We start from the raw sequence: 20,629 nt of genomic DNA on the forward strand, positions 1-20,629 counted from the left end.
TGTTATTCCACATCAGTGTTATCCCACATCAGTCGGCTATCCAGCCATTCAACGGCAAGGATAGTGAGAATCACCGCTGCGCCAAAGTAAAAAGCAGCAGGCCCCATGGTGAAAGCGAGTAGTTGATCGCGGTTGACGAGTGACATCGTCAGGGCAATCACAAATAAATCGAGCATAGACCATCGGCCGATCCAGCGAATCACGCGCAGCATCTTCATGCGCATCATGATATTGGCTTCTGACCGGAGATGGATGCTCACCAGCAGCCCGAACAACACCATCACTTTCGTAAACGGCACCAGAATACTGGCGATAAACACCACCAGCGCGACGGGAACATTGCCTGATGCGAGTGACAGAATGCCGGAGAAGATCGTGTCTTCCGTGCGGGCACCGTTGACATAAATAATCGATATGGGTAGCAGGTTAGCGGGGAACAGTAAAATGATGGAAGCAATCAGTGCTGCCCAGGATTTTTGCAGACTTTGCCGCTGGCGTAAGCGAAGCGGAATATGGCATCGAGGGCAGCGCCCCCGGTTGTCCGGTGAACTGGTGAAATGGCAGGAAAGGCAGATTCGATAGCGATCCGGCGCAATCAATGGCCTCATGCGTGGATAAAAACGCTGCCAAAGCTGGTCGGTATTTAAGTGAATCAGCGTCAACAGACTTAAGATCATCAGTGCCAGAAAGGCGACCAGCCCAATGCCGGCCTGAACATCCGCGAATTCTCGGACCTTGATTGCTGCGACAGCCATGCCAACCAGATAGATATCCAGCATCATCCACTCTTTTAGCCGTTGCAACATGAGCAGGATGGGCCGCAGATTCATGCCGATTCGGGGAGCAAAGAATAGGTATAACAGCGAAAAGACCAGCGTGAGCGGCGCACCAACGGTACAGAAGGCAACCATGCTTGCCGTGAGCGGATGCCCCTGACGGGTAATTTGCCAAATACCTTCAAACAGGCTGGCATTGATGGTGACGCCCAGAAGACGAATGCTGATTAACGGTTCAGTGAAGGCAAACGGCATCAATACCAGCATGGCAACGGCCATTGCAGCCAGTCGGGAAATCGGCCAGTCTCTGCCTGAGCTGACTTTGGCATCGCAGCGTGGGCAGTTCGCTGTCTGGTTACGCTTCAACGGCGGCAGCGCAAAAAAAGCATCACATTCTGGGCAACGATGATAACGATCGATTGCGTGTACGGTACTTTTCGCCCCATCGGTTAACGGCGGTCGGGGAGAGGGGTACGGCGCAGGACTGGCGATAGTATGTATTTTCATTGTTCCTGCGATCCGGTAGAAGGTGTTGAGATCCGTTATATTCACGATAGATAACGTATTCACAGCTATTTAGTGTAACTGAAGGCTCACCGAATGATAAATTCATAATAAGGCTCTGATCTCTGCCCGATATTATTTTGCAGGTGGAAATAGCACGATATGCGCGACGGCAGTACAGTAAAGCGAATGATTCTTCGCGCGAAGGCGCTAATCTTATGGCATTCTGTAACCGATGCTAATGCAGTCTGTGCGGGAATTGTTCGCACCGTTTTGAAAAGACAATGATTATTTTATGAATAAACAAGAGTTTTATCAGGATCTCATTCGCGACATGTCATCGCTTATCGCGGATGAAAACCGTTTTATTACGATCTTATCAAACAGTAGTGCGCTGCTGTTTGAGCGTTTGGATGGGGTTAACTGGGCAGGGTTTTACCTGTTGGATAACGACACGCTTTTCCTGGGGCCGTTTCAGGGCAAGGTTGCCTGTGTGCGTATTCCTGTTGGCAAAGGTGTATGCGGTGCGGCGATAGCTGAAAATCGCATTCAGCGCGTGGATGATGTCCATGCGTTCCCCGGTCATATCGCCTGTGATGCCGCGAGTAATGCGGAAATCGTGCTACCGCTTGTCGTTAACGGGCAACTGATCGGCGTTCTGGATATTGACAGCACCCTTTATCAGCGTTTTGACGCAGATGATGAAGAAGGGCTGAGGGCCGTAGTTAGCGTACTTTGTGCTCAACTGGAAGCGAGTGATGTGATGACATTCATCAATTCTCTCACGTTGAGACAAGGTTAACGTGGCAATTGCCGATGGCGTCATTATAATGACGCCTGTTCATGCCTGCGCCGGTTGGCAAACCCGTTGTAATCAGGAAATTTCATGGAAAATCAACCTAAGTTGAACAGTAGTAAAGAAGTTATTGCCTTTTTGGCAGAGCGGTTCCCGCTTTGTTTCACCACTGAAGGTGAAACTCGTCCGTTAAAAATCGGTATTTTTCAAGATCTTGTTGAGCGTGTACCCGAGTCCGATAACGTCAGTAAGACGCAATTACGCTCTGCGTTGCGCCTTTACACCTCAAGCTGGCGCTATCTGTACGGTGTAAAATTGGGTGCTCAACGTGTCGATCTGGACGGTAATCCGTGTGGCGAGTTGGAACAGCAGCATGTCGATCATGCCCGCACGCAGTTAGAAGAAGCGAAAGCGCGAGTTCAGGCTCAGCGTGCTGAGCAACAGGCGAAAAAACGTGAAGCAGCCGGAGAGTCGGCCGACGCAGCGCGTACCCCTCGTCCTGCTCAGAAACGTGCGCCGCGTCGCGATGGTTCAAACAATCCATCTCGAAGCAACTCGTCTCAAACCCATGCATCGCGCAAACCTCGTCAGCCTTCTTCCGGTCAATCGCAGTCCTCTCCTCAGCAATCAGCCAATGCTCAACAGCGTCAGGAAAAACCTGCCAGCAATGAGCGTCAGCGGGTTGCGGTTACGGATGTTTCCAAACTGCAAATCGGTCAGGAAATCAAAGTCAGAGCCGGCAAAGACGCCATGGATGCCACCGTGCTTGAAATTGCCAAAGGCGAAGTCAGAGTACAATTGGCTTCTGGACTGGCAATGATTGTACGCGCAGAACATTTGCAGTTCTGATACGGAGGCCAACCTGGGCATGAACAACTTAGTCAGAATAACCGCCATCGCAGGCTTACTGCTGGCGGGCTCTAGTTTTGCAAATGAAAATATTACGCGTGTTGATCAGATTCCTCAGCTACATCAGGAGCCTCAACATGCCACCGTTAGCGACCGGGTGGCCTCACGTTTTCTGCGTTCGCATTACCGCCAGTTTATGCTGGATGCGCAGTTCTCTGAGAAGATTTTTAACCGCTACCTCAACATGCTGGACTACAGCCACAACGTGCTGTTGGCCTCTGATATCGCGCAGTTTTCCGGGCAAAAAGCCCAGTTGGGCGATGCGTTGAAATCGGGCCAGCTGGATGTGCCGTACGCGCTGTACAATCTGGCGCAGAAGCGTCGGTTTGAGCGTTTTCAATATGCACTGTCGCTGCTGGATAAACCGGTCGATCTGACGGGCAATGACACGTTTGAGCTTGACCGCAGCAAGGCCCCTTGGCCGCAGAATGTCGGTGAGCTTAACCGCCTGTGGGATGCCAAGGTAAAATATGACTGGCTCAGCCTGAAGCTGACCGGTAAAGATGATAAAGACATCAAAGAGACGCTGACCAAGCGTTACCAATTTGCGATTCGCCGCTTGGCGCAGAGCAACAGCGAAGATGTTTTCCAACTTGTCATGAACGCCTTTGCGCGTGAAATTGACCCGCATACCAGCTACCTGTCACCGCGTAACACCGAGCAATTCAACACCGAAATGAGCCTGTCGCTCGAAGGGATTGGTGCGGTGCTGCAGATGGATGACGACTACACCATGATTAATTCTATGGTGCCCGGTGGTCCGGCTGCGAAAAGCAAAAACATTACCGTGGGTGACCGTGTGGTTGGCGTCGGCCAAAACGGCAAGCCAATGGTGGATGTCATCGGCTGGCGTCTGGATGATGTGGTCGCACTGATCAAAGGACCGAAAGGCAGTAAGGTGCGTCTGGAAATTCTGCCCGCAGGCAAAGGGACGAAGACCCGTATTGTTACGCTGACGCGCGAACGTATCCGCCTTGAAGACCGTGCGGTCAAAATGTCCGTCAAGACAGTTGGCAAAGATAAAGTCGGCGTGCTGGATATCCCCGGTTTCTATGTCGGCCTGACGGATGACGTAAAAGTTCAGCTCCAGAAGCTGGAAAAACAGAACGTCAGCAGCATTGTGATTGACTTACGTACTAACGGCGGCGGTGCGCTGACGGAAGCGGTAGGACTTTCCGGCCTGTTTATTCCTAGTGGCCCTGTAGTTCAGGTGCGCGATAATAATGGCAAAGTGCGTGAAGACAGCGACACCGACGGCATTGTGTATTACAAAGGCCCGCTGGTGGTACTGGTAGACCGCTTCAGTGCTTCCGCTTCCGAGATCTTTGCGGCGGCGATGCAGGATTATGGCCGTGCCTTGATCGTGGGTGAACCGACGTTTGGTAAAGGCACCGTGCAGCAGTATCGCTCGCTGAATCGGATTTACGATCAGATGCTACGTCCCGACTGGCCAGCGCTGGGTTCCGTGCAATACACGATTCAGAAATTCTATCGCATTGACGGTGGCAGTACTCAGATGAAAGGCGTGACGCCTGATGTGATGATGCCAACCGGCACGGAAACAGTGGATACTGGCGAGAAGTTTGAAGACAACGCGCTACCGTGGGACAGCATCAAAGCGGCTAACTACACGAAGAGTGGCGATCTGAAAGCGCTGATTAGCACACTGAATGAGCATCATCAGGAGCGTATCGCCAAAGATCCTGAGTTCCAGTACGTCGCGCAAGATATTGCCCGCTACAACGCGCTGAAGGATAAGCGCAACATCGTGTCGCTCAATCTTGCTCAGCGTGAGAAAGAGAATGATGATGATGAAGCGATGCGTTTGAAGCGGATTAACGATCGATTGGCGAGAGAAGGTAAGAAACCACTCAAATCGTTGGAAGATTTGCCGAAAGATTATCAGGCTCCCGATCCTTATCTGGATGAAACAGTGAAGATCGCTCACGATTTAGCGCAGGAACAGAAAGACTGATACGCTAAAATCGCCCTGATTGTCTGAGATCGTCAAGCGCCCTGTGGGTTATCCAACAGGGCGTTTTTTTGAAGAGCACCGTTGTTTACATTGCCGTGGCGTTGAATGTGGCAGGATGCGCAGTGCAGTAAATGACGATTAACGAATCTTGGTGGGTGAACAGCCAAAACGGGTTTTGAACCGTTCGGAAAAACGCGCCGAGGATTTATACCCGCAGGCTTCAGCCAGACGCTGCATACTCCATGACGTCGTCTGTACCAGCATCATCGCGTGTTGCATTCGCGTCTCCAGCAGCAGCACCTCAAAACGTGTCTGCTCGGAGGATAGCCTCCGGCGCAGCGTGGCTTCGCTCATCGCCAGCCGTCGCCCCGCAGACTGTGCCGTCCAGTAATATTCCGGTTCTTCGCTGATAAGCGCACGTAGCTGTGCCGTAATGCCAGGCTGCGGCGGTGCGCCAAAATGGTATCCCCGTTCCGACAGCACCAGCAGCATATCCATCAGACGCAGTTCGAGACGCGCTTCGGTCAGCGTGTTGTCTGTTATTCCCTTCACCAGATACTGCAGTGTGCAGGTCATATCGTCATCCAGCGCGAGGGGCGTGAAGGGGGCAGAATGGTGTGCTGACGTCAATTTTTCAGGATAGCGATGATAAAACTGCGCCAGAAGCGTGGATGAAAACGTCATGAAGATTGATCGAAAGACAGAGTCATGACCGCTGGGCGTCTTTGTTAAATCTGCACTTGCACCAGATGTAATCAGGCAAAGCTGAGACGGGGTATCGACAACCGTCGTGTTGTGCTGTTCGAGAAGGGTCAATTGACCAGAGAGAACCAGCAGAAGCGTGGCCTCATAAAAATGAAAACGCGTTGCCTGCTGCGGTGTACGCAAGTGAGGTTGCGCTAATGCACACAGGCCATACCGCTGTAGCGGCTGGCCTGACGGCAATGTCCAGTCCGCCTCACGAAGAGGCGGAGTCGCTGAGCGTAATACGGTCACGCTCGTAGCCTGTCATGCTTATAATGCGTCATTATCGTACTTATTATCACAATAATGCTGGGTTCAGCGTATACAGCCCAGTGAGTTTCGCTTCTGCTAATACGGGGGCGTTAGCGAGCGCAGCACGGACATTCGCTCCGTTAAGCTCACCTTCTATCGCTAAAGATGGCGTTGCGAGGGCGTAAAGCGTGAAGACGTAGTGATGGACCAGCGCATCATTCCACGGCGGGCAAGGGCCATCATAGCCATAGTAGGTGCCTTTCATCTGCTCGTCTGTGGCAAACCAGGCGGTGTAATCATTAATGCCGTGTCTGAAGCCTGTTGGTGCATCCGGGCCTGCTTTCCCGCGTGGGGTAATCGTATTGGAATGCGAAGCGGCGGGAATCTCACTGACGTTGGCCGGAATATCCAACAATAGCCAGTGGTAGAAATCGACGCGTGGTAGAGACGCGCTAACCTCGCGGCCTTCCTGATTCACATCGTCACCACGGCTGGGGACATCCGGGTCGTGGCAGATCAACACAAAAGACTGTGTCCCTGCGGGCGCGTCGCGCCAGGCAAAGTGGGGATTATGATTAGAAGACAGCGCAATGTGGTTATTTGCATCCGGTACGGCAAAGGCAAACTCGCCTGGGATAGTTTCGCCGTCCTGAAAACTGTGGCTGGAGAGTTGCAGCATGGTGGTGCTCCTTATCGTCGTGATTCTTGTGGGTGTGGAATCATTATAGAAGAAGCGACGCGCAATTATTTTCCTAATACCGTCAGGATAATGCTTTTCGCTGTCAATTTGAGGGCTTTAGATGCTATGAAGCAATGTGAAAAAACGGCTTCCGATAAGGGAAGCCGTTATGACGTAGTTGGTGTGTATCGCGATAGCGTGTGCGATTAACGACCCGCTTTTAGCTGCTGGAAATAGGTTTCATACAGCGTACTGGCGCTGCCAACGTCGTTCTGCCATTCACCTTTTGCGATGGTTTCCTCATCCGGGTACAGCGTTTTGTCTCCTGAAACCTCCGCCGGCAGTCGTTTTTTCGCTGCCAGATTCGGCGTTGGATAACCGATAGTTTCCGCAACCTGTGCCGCCACTTCCGGGCGCAGCAGGAAATCGATCAGCTTCATCGCGCCGTCAACGTTTTTGGCGTTGGCTGGAATCGCTAGGCTATCCATCCAGAAGATGCCGCCTTCTGCTGGCCAGATAACATCTAGCGGTGTACCTGCCTGACGCGCCACGTAGGCAGAGCCGTTCCACACCATACCCAGATTGACTTCGCCTTCGATAAACGGGTTGCCAGGGTTGTCTGAATTGAACGTCAGCACATTCGGCATCAGCGCTTGCAGTTCTTTATACGCGGCCTCAATTTCTTTCGGATCGGTGGTATTCGCGGAGTAACCCAGCTTACGCAGGGCGATTTGGAATACCTCGCGCGCATCGTCCGTCAGCAGCAGGCTGTTTTTATACTTCGTATCCCACAGGTCGGCCCAACGGGTAACGCTGGCGGGGTCAATCACTTCATGATTAACGCCAATCGCCGTCGCGCCCCAGATATAGGGAATAGAGTAGTCATTGTTCGGATCGAAGGACTTGTGCAGCAGGTTCGGATCGAGATTATGGAAGTTGCTGAGTTTGCTGGTATCAATCTTTTGCAGCATGCCTTCTTTGCTCATCTTGGAGATGAAATAGGTTGATGGCACAACCAGATCGTAGGCGCCGTCCTTATAGGTTTTCAGCTTGGCATACATACTCTCGTTGGATTCATAGGTGGAGTAAATCACCTTGATGCCCGTTTCTTTAGTGAACTGTTCCAACAGGCCCGGCGGCACGTATTCGGTCCAGTTATAGAAATAGAGCGTTTTACCGTCGTTGGCATTGGCGGTGCTGATGCCAAACGCCAGCGCGCAGGCTACCAGTAGGTGTGGCCACTTTTTCATTATATTTACCTCCATATAGGTCCCAAAGAAAATACCTGCTTGATATCAAACGGTATGAAAATAGCGGTATTCATCGCGTGAGTCGCTGCCTTATTTTCCGGTGCGGTCACGTAAAATCAGCTGGCTACTGAGCACCAGCACGAGCGATAGAATAAGCAAAATCGTCGCCAGCGCGTTGACTTCAGGGGAGACGCCAACCTTAACCATCGAGTAAATCTTTAGCGGCAGAATTTCATACGCGGGGCCGGTGACAAACGAGGAAACCACCACGTCATCCATCGAGAGCGTAAAGCTGAGCAGCCAACTGGCCGCTACTGCTGGTATCGCCAACGGCAGAATGATTTTGCGCAGAATAATGACTTCACTGGCACCCAGGTCGCGCGCGGCTTCCAACATCCGTACGTCAAAACCTTTCAGACGCGAATAGACGGTGACCACCACAAACGGCAGGCAGAACGTGATGTGGGAAAATAGTAGCGACCAGAACCCAAGCGAGATGCCCAGTAGCATAAATAGCACCAGCAGAGAGATGGCCATAACGATATCCGGCGACATCATCACCACGAACAGCATGCCGCCGACAAAAGGTTTGCCGCGAAAGCGATAGCGATACAGTGCGACGGCGGTCAGGGAGCCAATCAGCGTCGCGAACGTTGCGGAAAAAATGGCCATCGTCAGTGAGTGCTGCGCGGCCTGAAGCAGGCTATCGTTGTTCATCAGTAGCCGATACCAGTCCAGCGTAAATCCCTGCCAGTTGATGCCGAAGCGTGCCTGATTAAAGGAGTTCACGATCAGAATAATGATCGGGATGTACAGGTAAGCGTAAATGATGGACATAAACCCACCGCGGATTAAGCGTCCGGTCATTCCAGCTCTCCTTTTTTATTCAGCAGGCGGGCTGTACGGTAGTAGATAAACAGCAGCACGCCCATGACCAGCGTCAGGCAGATACTGGTCGCGGCACCAAACGGCCAATCGCGGATATTGAGGAACTGGCTTTTAATGACGTTACCGATCAGCAGATTCTTGGCACCGCCCATCAGGTCGGCCACGAAAAACAGTCCCATGGCGGGCAGCAGCACCAGCAGGCAGCCAGCGATAATTCCCGGCATGGTCAGCGGGATTACCACGCGAATAAAGGTTTGCCACTTATTGGCACCCAGATCGCGAGCGGCTTCAAGGTAGGATTTATCGAGCTTTTCAATGCTGGAATAGAGCGGCAGCACCATAAAAGGCAGCAGGATGTAAATCAGGCCGAGAATGACCGCTTCGGAGGTGTACATGATCCGTAGCGGCGTATCAATCAGGCCAGTCCAGAGCAGAAATTCATTCAGATGGCCGCGTGTACTGAGAAAGATTTTCAGCCCATAAATGCGGATCAGCGAGTTGGTCCAAAAGGGCACAATCAGCAGAAACAGCATCAGTGGCTGAATTTTTTTCGGTAAGCGCGCCAGAATAAAGGCAAACGGATATCCCAGCAGCAGACAGCAGAGCGTGGCGATAACCGCCATGTTCAGCGAATGCAGTAGGACTGATGCATAAAGCGGATCGACCAGTCGCGTGTAATTTTCCAGCGTAAAGACCAGGCTGACGAAATGCGTGTCATCGCGCGTCAGAAAACTGGTTGCGATGATCATCAGGTTGGGCAGGAAAACAAACAGCACCAGCCAGGCAACGATAAGTGTGATAATGGTGTTTTGAAAGCGTTTACGCGACTTCTTCATCGTGCAGAACGACCTCCCAGCTTTCCACCCAGGTGACGTCGACTTTCTGGTTGAGTGAATGGTCGAAGTCGGGATCGTCTTCGTTAAAGAACTCGCTGACCATGACCATTTTGCCGTTTTCCAACTCGATATTGGATTCCAGCGTCATGCCTTTATAGTTGCGTTCGCGCACGTAGCCCACCATGCCTTCCGCCTGCATACCGTCGCCCAGTTCTTCGACGCGCAAATCTTCTGGTCGTAACAGCACGTTGAGGTGTTGGCCGACGGTGACCGGGAAACTGACGGTAATAGTGCACTCGTGGCCTTCGACCTGAGCGCGAACCCGCTGTTCGTCCAACGGTTTCAGTACTATGGCATCAAAAATATTGATTTCACCGATAAAGCTGGCGACGAACAAATTTTTCGGTTCTTCGTAGATTTCACGCGGCGTGCCGTCTTGCTCGATGCGTCCATCACGCATCACCACGATACGGTCGGACATGGTCAGGGCTTCTTCCTGATCGTGCGTGACGAAAATAAATGTGATACCCAGCTTACGTTGCAGCGCTTTCAGCTCATTCTGCATCTGCTTACGCAGCTTATAATCGAGCGCGGACAGGGATTCATCCAGCAGCAGAACTTTTGGTTGATTGACGACGGCGCGGGCGATAGCCACGCGCTGTTGCTGGCCGCCGGACAACTGGTGCGGGCGACGTTGCGCCAGTTCTTCCAACTGCACCATTTTCAGCGCGTCAATCACGCGTGGTGCAATCTCTGCGGCGGGCGTTTTTTGCATACGCAGACCAAACGCCACGTTCTCAAACACGCTGAGGTGAGGAAACAGGGCGTAACTTTGAAATACAGTATTAACGTGTCGCTGTTCGGCGGGCTGGTGGGTGATGTCCTGCTTTTCCAGCATGACATTGCCGCTATCGACCGTTTCCAGACCGGCAATCAGGCGCAGTACGGTGGTTTTGCCGCAGCCGGATGGCCCGAGGATCGTTAGGAACTCACCGTTATTAATGGTGAGATTAAAATGTGAAATGATGTCTTTACCATCAAAGCCTTTATGGACGTTGAGCAATTCAACGACCGGCACAGCCAGGGAGTTTTCTTTCATTAGGTAGCGTTCTATTTCCTGATTTGGCCGATCAACGGTATCGCCGTTGCGATCGTACCAAGGGTTATCACCTTTCAGACAGCGTGCGTAGTAAGGGCCGTATTTTACGGGAAACGTTGCTTAACGCCAACTTGTGTGGCCCTACGTCTGGCCAACTGGTGGTGATTCAGTCAATGAATTTACGTATATGTTTCTCGATTGTTACTTGATTTGGGCACTCTTCGTGATGGGTGAGCCGCTTTTTGGCCTGAATTCTGATCTGACAGTTTGTTAAATCGGAAAAAAACTGACCTGACGCAATATCTACCGGGGTAGCCCTATCCATAATGCCTTTCAGGGTTCAGGGGGCATAAATAAGATGGATAAATTACTCGACAGATTTTTGAACTACGTTTCATTTGATACACAGTCTAAATCCGGCGTTCGGCAGGTGCCGAGCACCGACGGTCAACTGAAACTGGCGCGTGCGTTGCAGCAGGAATTGCTCGAACTGGGATTTGAACAGGTTGTACTCAGCAAGCAGGGCTGCCTGATGGCGACGCTTCCGGCTAACGTTGCCTGGCCCGTTCCGGCTATCGGCTTTATTTCACATATGGATACGTCGCCGGATTTTAGCGGCAAAAACGTGAATCCGCAGATTCTGGAAAACTATCGCGGCGGCGATATTGCCTTGGGCGTGGGGGACGAAGTGCTGTCACCCGTGATGTTCCCGGTGCTGCACCAGCTACTGGGGCATACGCTGATTACCACCGATGGCAAAACGCTGTTGGGAGCGGATGATAAAGCGGGGATTGCGGAAATCATGACTGCGCTGGTGCGTCTGAAAAAAAGTCAGCTCCCGCACGGCGATATTCGCGTTGCCTTTACGCCGGATGAAGAGATTGGCAAAGGTGCACAGTTCTTTGATGTTAAAGCATTTAACGCACAGTGGGCCTATACCGTGGACGGCGGTGGTGTAGGGGAACTGGAGTATGAGAATTTTAACGCCGCCTCGGTTCAGGTGAAAATTGTGGGCAACAATGTGCATCCCGGTAGCGCCAAAGGCGTGATGGTTAACGCGCTTACGCTCGCCTCTCGCTATCACCAGCAGGTGCCAGAGAGCCAATCACCGGAGCAAACGGACGGCTATCAGGGGTTCTACCATCTTCACAGCATGAAAGGCTCTGTAGAGCGTGCAGATTTGCATTACATCGTTCGGGATTTTGACCGCAACGGCTTTGAACAGCGTAAACAAACCATGCTGGATATTGCGGAGAAGGTTGGCGCGGGGCTGCACCCGGATTGCTACATTGAAGTCACGATTACCGATACCTACTACAACATGCGTGAGCAGGTTGAGCAGCATCCGCACATTATTGCACTGGCGCAGCAGGCGATGCGGGATTGCGATATTGAGCCGAATATGAAGCCGATTCGCGGTGGCACTGATGGCGCACACCTGTCATTTCAGGGCTTACCGTGCCCGAATCTGTTTACCGGCGGCTACAACTATCATGGCAAACATGAATTTGTCACGCTGGAAGGCATGGAAAAGGCGGTTTCTGTCATTATGCGTATTGCCGAATTGACGGCGCTGCGTGCGAAGCCGTAACGCTTCTATTCTATAAAAACGAATAAGGCGGGAATATCCCGCCTTATTATTGTGTAAACCGCTATTCAGGTTGGCCTTAATCCGCGAAGTACCAATAACCGCTGTTGATCAACACGGTGAGTTGCGCAAGGAAAGAAGGGTCTTCCAGTGCATCACCCAGTTGTTCCGCATCAATAGTTGTGTGCTCAGCTAATGCAAACAGCGCCGCCTTGTGCGTACTGTTCACTTTCTCTCCGTTAACGAAGCAGCTATCCCCAACGCAGATGACACGCAGGCCGCCTAAACGACGCAGTGGTTCACCCTGTTGCAGATATTCATACACTTCGCCTGCCTGATAAGGCGGTTCCGGCGGAGAGAGGTCAAGCTCATGACGGGACTGGGAGATGAATTCACCAAACCAGTTCTGGAAATGTTCCGGCTGCTGCACCAAATCCAGCATCATTTTTTGCAGTGCATCCAGCTCTTGCGGCAGCACGCTGGCAATATGTTCACGGGAAGGAATATCAGGATCGCTGTAACGATAGCTGCCGAGCTCGCGGGAAAGCACATAATCCGCAAAACCACTCACCAGCTCGCGCGCATTGGGCGCACGGAAGCCCACCGAGTAGTTCAGCGAATTCTCCAGCGAATAGCCTTCGTGTGGGAAACCCGGTGGAATGTAGATGATATCGCCCGGTTCCAGTTCTTCATCAATAATGGCTTCAAACGGTTCGACCTGCAGCAGGTCTGGGTGCGGACAGTGCTGCTTCATCGGTATTTTTTCACCAATGCGCCAGCGGCGACGTCCCGTACCCTGAATGATGAAAACATCATATTGATCCAGATGTGGCCCAACGCCACCGCCGGGAACGGAAAACGAAATCATCAAATCATCAGTACGCCAGTCCGGCAGTTGCCGAAATGGCTGCATCAAGGCAGAGGAGGGCTCATGCCAGTGATCGACGGCCTGCACCAGCAGCGACCAGTTACTTTCCCCCAGATGGTCGTAGCTCTCGAAAGGACCGTGGCTGACTTGCCAACGTCCGTTCTGATGGCTGACCAGACGGCTATCGACCTCATTTTCCAACGCCAGACCAGCGAGTTCGTCAGGTGAAATCGGATCGATAAAATTCGTGAAGCCGCCTTTAATCAGGAGCGGGCGCTTTTGCCAGTAGTTCGCTAAAAAATCCTGCCAATCGAGATTGAGCTGATAGTCCATACTGTTTTCCAGAAACTCGTTTTTGAGGAAATGACTGTTCTTGAAGACATGATTTTTCTTGAAATAATCAGTATTTTAAAACAATCCGCATTGTGGCAATAAGTATAGCGGAAGCATCGCGCGCTGTACTGCCTTTCACCCCTCATTCTGACTCAGGTTCTGGCGAGAGAAAATGGCTTCGACTCGGGCGCCGCCCAGTGCGCTGTCGCTGATGAGGATCTCACCCTGATACTGTTCGATAATTTCGACGGCGACGGCCAGGCCGATACCTTGCCCTGGGCGCATGCGGTCAGCGCGCTGCCCACGCAGGAAAATCATTTCTCGTTTGCTCTCGTGGATGCCTGGACCATCGTCATCGACAATCAGATGCAGCTTGTGATCGGAGTACTGCACGCTAATTTCGACAAATTCCAGACAGTACTTACAGGCGTTATCCAGAATATTGCCCAGCACTTCCATGAAGTCATTCTTCTCACCGACGAAAGTGAGCTCGGGCGGTATATCGAGCGTCAACACCACGCCTTTGCGCTGATACACCTTATTCAGCGCGGAACACAGGCCATCCAGTAGCGCTGGAACCGAGTGTACCTCACGTATCAGTAAATTATGTTCGGAACGCACGCTGGCACGATGGAGGTAATAGCCTATCTGCTGCGAGATGCGACTGATCTGCGCCAGCATAATGGGCTCAGCCTGATCGATAGTGATCTCTTTACCGGTACGCAGCGCGCGTAACGTGGTCTGTAAGACGGCCAGTGGCGTTTTCAGACTGTGGGTGAGGTCGGTGAGCGTTGTGCGGTACTTATGGTAACGCTGGCGTTCGTTATTCAGCAGGATATTCAGGTTTTTCACCAGACTGAACAACTCTCGCGGCGGATTTTCATCCAGCTGTTCGCGCGTGCCTTTTTCCAGCTCGGCAATCTGTTTTACCAAGTGCTGAATAGGGCGCAGGCTCCAGTGAGCACCCAGCCACAGCAGGGGAAGCACCAGCAGCAGGTTGGCGATCAACACATAGCTGAACCATTCCCATACGACGTCTTGCTGCTGAAGCTCTTGCGGAATGCGATCGACAACAACAATCGTGATGGAGGGAAGATGATCGGTCTTTGGATAAACGTTCACGGCGATGGAGTGCGTTAGCGCATTGCTTTGTGTGCCGTTCAGCGCTCGCAGACTGCTCAGCAGCAAGGTGTTGCCCGTGAGTACCGCGCTGCTGGTATCGGTGTCGGTATCCAACTCATGATAGGCCGTTTTATTCAGCCATTCTGGTTTGATAAGCGCTTCCAGCTCAGGAACGTGCTTTTCACGCCAGATCATGTTGCCGTGTTCATCGTATATCAACACCAGTGTGGGAAAGTTGATATCAACGTCGGGCGGCGTGATGATGTTCAGTTGGTTATCGCGCCACTGTGCGAGGCTGTAGTAGAGGTTACTCTCACCGCGCAGCAGGCGGAATGAGGTTTTATCAAAGTTGACGCTGTAGCCGATAATGGCGACGACGCCATAGGCTAGCGACAACGCCAGCACGATGGCCGCTGTCGCGAGTAAAAAACGAATACGAAGCGAGAAGGGCAGCCTCTTATCTCTCATACTGAGCCTGACGGCGTATCAATATCAAAACGATATCCTTGTCCACGCACGGTAGTGATCACATCCGGCGCTTCAGCCTGCTGAATTTTCTTACGCAGTCGCCCCATTAGCACGTCGATGGTATGACTTTCCCGTAGTTCTGCATCCGGGTACAGCTGTAGCATCAGCGACTCTTTGCTGACGACTTTTCCTTTGTTGCGAATCAGTGTCTCGATAATGGTGTATTCGAACGCGGTGAGCTTGATAGGCGAACCGTGGATCACCAGTTCTCGGCGCGATAAGTCGATCTCAAAGGGCGGCAGGCTGATGACTTGCGATGCCAGGCCGCTGTTGCGCCGCATCAGCGCTTGCAGGCGCGCAACGACCTCTTCCATATGGAACGGTTTCGTTACGTAATCGTCGGCTCCCGCTTCCAGCACGGCCACTTTGTCCTGCCAGCCTTCACGGGCCGTCAGCACCAGAATCGGGAGTTTGACCTGATGAGTGCGCCAGCGGCGAATCATGCTCATGCCATCTTCATCGGGCAACCCGAGATCGACAATCGCGATGTCCGGCATATTCTCATGCAGGAAGTAATCCGCTTCTTTGGCGTCAGACGCGGCGTCAACCTGATGCCCCATTTCGTTCATCTGAACGGTTAAGTGATGACGCAATAATACATTATCTTCAACGACCAGAATCCGCATCGTTATATCCTCTGTCGAATAGATAGGGTCATATTCCCGTCATGCTTCAAGCTACATGTGCGTTAGCAATACTTGGCTCATCTCTGAGCTTCGCCCTTGCGGGTCAGCGCGTTACGTTGTTCAAAACGTAGACGTTTTGTCTTGCAACTTGAATGATTTAGGGAATTGTATTCGAAATACTTTTATGCACGCTATCTTTCACGTATGCCACTGCTACTTCCGCGTATCAACATTATACGCAGAGAAAGCTATTTATTTTATTTGCTAAATTATCCACAGGGAGGGTAAACCGGGTTTAAACAGGCTGGAAATGCTTGGTCTTATACAAAATTGGCGGGCAGGGCGCCCGCCAGAGAGAGATTGCGATCGGGATTGAGAACGGTTATTTCAGGTCATCGACCATCGCAATCGCGCGGCCGATGTAGTTAGCTGGCGTCATGGCTTTCAGACGCGTTTTTTCCGCTTCCGGCAATGCCAGACCATCGATAAATTCCTGAATACCCGCGGCATCCACGCGTTTGCCGCGCGTCAGCTCTTTCAATTTCTCGTACGGTTTTTCAATCCCGTAGCGGCGCATGACCGTTTGGATCGGCTCTGCTAACACTTCCCAGTTGTGATCCAATTCGTCAGCCAGACGATCGCGGTTCACTTCCAGTTTGCTGATGCCTTTCATCGTGGCCTGATACGCAATCAGCGCATAGCCAACGCCGACGCCCAGATTACGCAGCACGGTCGAGTCAGTAAGGTCACGCTGCCAGCGAGAAACCGGCAGTTTGCTGGCCAGATGCGCCAGAACGGCATTTGCCAGACCCAGGTTGCCTTCCGAGTTTTCGAAATCAATTGGGTTCACTTTATGCGGCATGGTGGAGGAGCCGATCTCGCCTGCAATGGTTTTCTGTTTGAAGTGATTCAGTGCGATGTAGCCCCAGATATCACGGTCAAAGTCGATCAAAATCGTATTGAAACGCGCGATGCAATCGAACAACTCGGCGATGTAATCGTGCGGTTCGATCTGCGTGGTGTACGGGTTCCAGTTGATGCCCAGCGAGGTGACAAAGCTTTCGCTGAACTGATGCCAGTCCACTTCCGGGTAGGCCGCCAGGTGAGCGTTATAGTTACCGACGGCGCCATTAATTTTGCCCAGAATCTCAACCTGTTGCAGTTGACTATATTGGCGTTCCATACGGTAGGCCACGTTCGCGAACTCTTTACCGATGGTGGATGGCGTGGCGGGCTGACCGTGTGTGCGGGAAAGCAGCGGGATATCGCGGTATTCCTGCGCCAGCGTTTTCAGCGCATCAATGATTTGACGCCAGTGCGGCAGGATGACGTCGCGGCGAGCAGAATCCAGCATCAACGCATGAGACAGGTTGTTGATATCTTCTGAAGTACAGGCGAAGTGAATGAATTCGTTGACGGCGTGCAGTGCTGGAATCGCAGCAACTTTTTCTTTCAGGAAGTACTCAACGGCTTTCACGTCGTGGTTGGTCGTACGCTCGATAGTTTTAATGCGAGCCGCATCTTCTTCACTGAATTCGGCGACAATTTTATCAAGGAAAGCGTTTGCGTCAGCATCAAATGCAGGAACTTCCTGGATCTCTGCACAGGCTGCCAGTTTTTGCAGCCAACGTACTTCAACCTGCACACGGAATTTCAGCAAACCGAATTCGCTGAAAATGGTGCGCAACGTGCTGACTTTATCGCCGTAGCGTCCATCGATAGGGGAAACGGCGGTCAGTGAGGATAATTCCATCGCAAGCAACTCCTGAGATTGGTTTCAATAACGATTAGTTTCAATAAGAACGGCGAATTTCAATAACAATAAGCCATTTCAATAACAGCAACGGGTTTAGTGACGCTGGCGTTAATCACACCAGCGTCAGGCATAGCGGCAAGAATACCATCAAACGGATGGGCAACGCGCCAATATCTGTTTCGCTTCTTTGACCAACTGGCCGCGTGAAAACATCAACTGCAAGCGCCCGCCGCCAATTTGCTGCCAGAGTACCGCAGAGCGGATACCGGCCAGCAGCGCAGCGCGCACTTTCGCCTGCACCTGACTGTTTTTCAGCACTTCCGGTGAACCGGTAACCTGAATACGTGGCCCCAGCGTACTGATGACATCTACGTAAATCGCCGCCAGTGCGCTCACAATCGTTTCGGAAAGCAGGTCAAAATGCTCCAACTGGCGCTCTAACTGCCCGATGCGTTTGCCCAATTCGTCAAGCGCGGCAGGCTTTGCTTTTAGCTTGCGTTCTAACGCAATCAGGCTGAAGGCATAGCGTGATAATTCAGCCCCCGCGCCTTTATTACTGCTGGTGTTCAGAATGCCTAACAGCGCTTCCAACCCAACTTTCAGGTTTTGCTCGTCATTACCGTAAACGGCCAGCGTGGACGCCGGATTGAGGTTCAACACGCTGTTCAGCGAGGTATGCAGCACATCGTTATTACAGTGACCCGTATGGGCCAACTGCTGGACGATATGCGCTGATTGGCAAATGCCCGCTAACGCCAGCGTAATCTCATAATAATTCTTAGCCACGGTTACTCCTGTAAGCGTTCTTCAATGATGCCGCCGCCAAGGCACACGTCGTCCAGATAAAAAACGGCGGATTGGCCGGGCGTTACGGCTGCAACGGGCTCATCAAAACGCACGGTAATACGATCGTCACCAAGCGGCGTGACGGTGCAAGGGATGTCCGCCTGACGGTAACGGGTTTTCACCGTACAACGTAATTCAGCGGTTAGCGGCTGACGGTCAACCCAATGCAACTGCTGTGCGATTAAGCCGTGCGACATCAGGCGAGGGTGTTCGTGGCCCTGTGCGACATACAGAATATTGTTGGCGACATCTTTATCCACCACATACCAAGGATCTTCGCCGCCATCTTTGACGCCGCCGATGCCCAAGCCTTTACGCTGTCCTAACGTGTGGTACATCAGCCCTTGATGTTGTCCCATCGGTTTGTTGTCGTCGACGGACAGAATCGGACCCGGCTGTGCGGGCAGGTAACGCGCCAGAAAATCAGTGAATTTGCGCTCGCCGATAAAGCAGATACCGGTAGAGTCTTTCTTCTTCGCGGTTGCCAGCTCGAGCTCTTCGGCGATCTTGCGCACCTGCGGTTTTTCCAGTTCACCGACCGGGAACAGACTTTGTGCGATCTGCTCGTGGCTCAGCGTATAAAGAAAATAGCTCTGGTCTTTGTTGCCGTCCATGCCGCGTAGCAAACGGCTTTTGCCGTCAACGTCGTGACGACGAACATAGTGACCTGTCGCGATATAGTCGGCTCCGAGATCCTCGGCGGCGAATTCCAGGAAGGCTTTGAATTTGATTTCTTTATTGCACAGGATATCGGGATTGGGAGTACGGCCCGCTTTGTATTCTTCAAGGAAGAGTTCAAACACGTTGTCCCAATATTCAGCGGCAAAGTTGACGGTATGTAATTCGATACCCAGCTTGTCGCAAACGGCCTGCGCATCGGCGAGGTCAGTGGCTGCTGAGCAATATTCCGTGTCGTCGTCCTCTTCCCAGTTCTTCATGAACAGGCCTTCAACATGATAGCCCTGTTGCTGTAACAGGTAAGCGGAAACGGAGGAATCAACACCGCCGGACATACCGACAATCACTTTTTTCTGGCTGTTATCTGACATGGAAGTCTCACGAACTGAAATTTACTGACGCATTGATGCGAAAAACAAGCGGCGTATTTTAGCATGTTGAACCGAGGGCTGCATCGCTATTCCTGCCATGCGCTGGCTCGCTCGCGCATGGCAGGAATAGCAGAATGCCTAGAACGGCCAGTTGAACGCGCCCAGTACCGTTAACGGATAGCGTTCTGGCTGCTGATAGCAGCGGATACTTTCAGCCACCAGCGGCGAACGAAGCTGGCGAGAATGCAGAATTTCCTCGGCGGTCAGCCAGCGGCAGCATTCGATATCACTGTCATGCGGCTGGGTTGCGACCCGCTCAGGCAGATCGAGTGCGAAGCAAAAGCGTAAAAAGGGCGTGCTGTCGGGCGCGATCCATTGGTGCAGACGTAAGAAACTCTGCGGCGTGGCCTGAATGCCGGTTTCTTCCCACAGTTCACGGCTTGCCGCCTGAATCAGCGTTTCGTCCGCTTCCAGATGGCCTGCCGGCTGGTTCCACAATAATTTATCGTTAATCAACTCTTCGACGACCAGAAAATGGTTTTCGGCCTGTACCACACAGGCAACTGTCACATGGGGCTTAAACATCCGCTATCTCCTTCCATTCACCGGGTAACAGGTTTTCTACCGTCTGATTGGCCATGCCGTACCGAATCAGACGCAATGTAGGATAACCGATATTCGCCGTCATACGACGGACCTGTCGATTACGACCTTCATACAGCGTTATTTTTAGCCAGCAGTCAGGGATGCTTTTACGTTCACGTATGGGGGGATGACGCGGCCATAGCCAGCTAGGCTCGGGTACGATTTCTGCCCCAGCGGGCAGCGTTTTGCCATCATTCAGATCCAGACCCCTACGAAAGCGCGTCAGTGCGGCATCGTCAGGTATACCTTCGACCTGAACATAGTAAATTTTGGCCGTTTTTTGCGTTGGCTGGGTCAGTCGAGCCTGAAGTTTGCCGTCATTGGTGAGAATCATCAGACCTTCGCTGTCGCGATCCAGACGACCGGCGGCATAAATACCGCTAACCGGAATGTAGTCTTTTAGCGTGCGGCGTCCGGCTTCATCAGTGAATTGTGGCAGGACATCGAAGGGTTTATTGAACAAAACGATTCGGCGCGGCGCATTGTCAGGTTGCCTTTTTCTTGCCGGCTGTGAGCTGAATCGTTTAACTTTGTGATTTTTAACAGGGAATTTATTCATC

Annotated in this window: 19 protein-coding genes; 4 read left to right on the forward strand and 15 right to left on the reverse strand. The window is 52.1% G+C overall.

The genetic code is table 11. The annotated features are described in order from the left end of the window. Positions 1–2: 2 nt before the first annotated feature. Complete coding sequence (yebS, locus tag I2D83_RS10100; RefSeq protein ID WP_205948030.1) at positions 3–1,283, reverse strand: membrane integrity lipid transport subunit YebS; 1,281 nt, start codon at positions 1,281–1,283, stop codon at positions 3–5. A 292-nt stretch (positions 1,284–1,575) separates the two neighbouring features. Between yebS and I2D83_RS10105 the strand changes: the two genes are divergently transcribed. The 3 genes from I2D83_RS10105 to prc all read left to right on the forward strand — a co-directional run bounded on the left by I2D83_RS10105 (position 1,576) and on the right by prc (position 4,960). Continuing rightward, positions 1,576–2,082 (forward strand): GAF domain-containing protein, encoded by a 507-nt coding sequence (locus tag I2D83_RS10105; protein WP_015840094.1) that lies wholly within the window; start codon positions 1,576–1,578, stop codon positions 2,080–2,082. Between the two features lie 84 nt (positions 2,083–2,166). Beyond that, positions 2,167–2,925: an RNA chaperone ProQ gene (gene proQ, locus I2D83_RS10110; protein WP_205948031.1), complete on the forward strand. Its 759-nt coding sequence runs from the start codon at positions 2,167–2,169 to the stop codon at positions 2,923–2,925. A gap of 19 nt (positions 2,926–2,944) precedes the next feature. After that, complete coding sequence (prc, locus tag I2D83_RS10115; RefSeq protein ID WP_015840096.1) at positions 2,945–4,960, forward strand: carboxy terminal-processing peptidase; 2,016 nt, start codon at positions 2,945–2,947, stop codon at positions 4,958–4,960. Between the two features lie 138 nt (positions 4,961–5,098). Here prc and I2D83_RS10120 read toward each other — a convergent pair whose 3' ends face one another. From I2D83_RS10120 to potA, 6 genes are all read right to left on the reverse strand, one after another. Continuing rightward, complete coding sequence (locus tag I2D83_RS10120) at positions 5,099–5,956, reverse strand: AraC family transcriptional regulator (RefSeq protein WP_205948032.1); 858 nt, start codon at positions 5,954–5,956, stop codon at positions 5,099–5,101. Between the two features lie 46 nt (positions 5,957–6,002). Further along, positions 6,003–6,635, reverse strand: a complete 633-nt coding sequence (locus I2D83_RS10125; protein WP_205948033.1) for a YbhB/YbcL family Raf kinase inhibitor-like protein — start codon at positions 6,633–6,635, stop codon at positions 6,003–6,005. 206 nt (positions 6,636–6,841) lie between these two features. Beyond that, the gene (gene potD, locus I2D83_RS10130; protein WP_205948034.1) at positions 6,842–7,885 is read right to left on the reverse strand and encodes a spermidine/putrescine ABC transporter substrate-binding protein PotD; all 1,044 of its coding nucleotides are present in this window, start codon (positions 7,883–7,885) and stop codon (positions 6,842–6,844) included. A gap of 90 nt (positions 7,886–7,975) precedes the next feature. Beyond that, positions 7,976–8,752 (reverse strand): spermidine/putrescine ABC transporter permease PotC, encoded by a 777-nt coding sequence (gene potC / locus I2D83_RS10135; RefSeq protein ID WP_205948035.1) that lies wholly within the window; start codon positions 8,750–8,752, stop codon positions 7,976–7,978. Further along, complete coding sequence (gene potB / locus I2D83_RS10140; RefSeq protein ID WP_205948036.1) at positions 8,749–9,609, reverse strand: spermidine/putrescine ABC transporter permease PotB; 861 nt, start codon at positions 9,607–9,609, stop codon at positions 8,749–8,751. Before potB ends, potC begins: the two co-directional genes overlap by 4 nt. After that, positions 9,593–10,708, reverse strand: coding sequence for a spermidine/putrescine ABC transporter ATP-binding protein PotA (gene potA / locus I2D83_RS10145; RefSeq protein WP_205948037.1), 1,116 nt, complete (start codon positions 10,706–10,708; stop codon positions 9,593–9,595). Before potA ends, potB begins: the two co-directional genes overlap by 17 nt. A 358-nt stretch (positions 10,709–11,066) precedes the next feature. On the opposite strand from potA, the gene pepT reads away from it, so the two are divergent. Further along, positions 11,067–12,299, forward strand: a complete 1,233-nt coding sequence (gene pepT / locus I2D83_RS10150) for a peptidase T (RefSeq protein WP_015840106.1) — start codon at positions 11,067–11,069, stop codon at positions 12,297–12,299. A gap of 76 nt (positions 12,300–12,375) precedes the next feature. Here the strand turns inward: pepT and I2D83_RS10155 are convergent, their stop codons facing one another. From I2D83_RS10155 to rluE, 8 genes are all read right to left on the reverse strand, one after another. After that, positions 12,376–13,497: a ribosomal protein uL16 3-hydroxylase gene (locus tag I2D83_RS10155; protein WP_205948038.1), complete on the reverse strand. Its 1,122-nt coding sequence runs from the start codon at positions 13,495–13,497 to the stop codon at positions 12,376–12,378. Between the two features lie 135 nt (positions 13,498–13,632). Next, on the reverse strand, positions 13,633–15,087 hold the full coding sequence (phoQ, locus tag I2D83_RS10160; RefSeq protein ID WP_205948039.1) for a two-component system sensor histidine kinase PhoQ: 1,455 nt from the start codon (positions 15,085–15,087) through the stop codon (positions 13,633–13,635). Then, positions 15,084–15,773 carry a two-component system response regulator PhoP gene (gene phoP / locus I2D83_RS10165; protein WP_015840109.1) on the reverse strand — a complete coding sequence of 230 codons (690 nt, stop codon included), beginning with the start codon at positions 15,771–15,773 and terminating at the stop codon, positions 15,084–15,086. Before phoP ends, phoQ begins: the two co-directional genes overlap by 4 nt. Positions 15,774–16,155: 382 nt before the next feature. Continuing rightward, complete coding sequence (purB, locus tag I2D83_RS10170) at positions 16,156–17,526, reverse strand: adenylosuccinate lyase (RefSeq protein WP_205948040.1); 1,371 nt, start codon at positions 17,524–17,526, stop codon at positions 16,156–16,158. Between the two features lie 150 nt (positions 17,527–17,676). Next, positions 17,677–18,315, reverse strand: a complete 639-nt coding sequence (gene hflD, locus I2D83_RS10175; protein WP_205948041.1) for a high frequency lysogenization protein HflD — start codon at positions 18,313–18,315, stop codon at positions 17,677–17,679. A 2-nt stretch (positions 18,316–18,317) separates the two neighbouring features. Beyond that, complete coding sequence (gene mnmA, locus I2D83_RS10180) at positions 18,318–19,424, reverse strand: tRNA 2-thiouridine(34) synthase MnmA (RefSeq protein WP_015840112.1); 1,107 nt, start codon at positions 19,422–19,424, stop codon at positions 18,318–18,320. 138 nt (positions 19,425–19,562) lie between these two features. Beyond that, entirely contained in the window at positions 19,563–20,009 is a 447-nt protein-coding gene (locus I2D83_RS10185; protein WP_181828453.1) for an NUDIX hydrolase, read from the reverse strand. Next, the gene (gene rluE, locus I2D83_RS10190; RefSeq protein ID WP_205948173.1) at positions 20,002–20,628 is read right to left on the reverse strand and encodes a 23S rRNA pseudouridine(2457) synthase RluE; all 627 of its coding nucleotides are present in this window, start codon (positions 20,626–20,628) and stop codon (positions 20,002–20,004) included. Before rluE ends, I2D83_RS10185 begins: the two co-directional genes overlap by 8 nt. Position 20,629: the final 1 nt, after the last annotated feature.

It is taken from the genome of Pectobacterium aroidearum, from assembly GCF_015689195.1.
Taxonomy (GTDB): Bacteria; Pseudomonadota; Gammaproteobacteria; order Enterobacterales; family Enterobacteriaceae; genus Pectobacterium; species Pectobacterium aroidearum.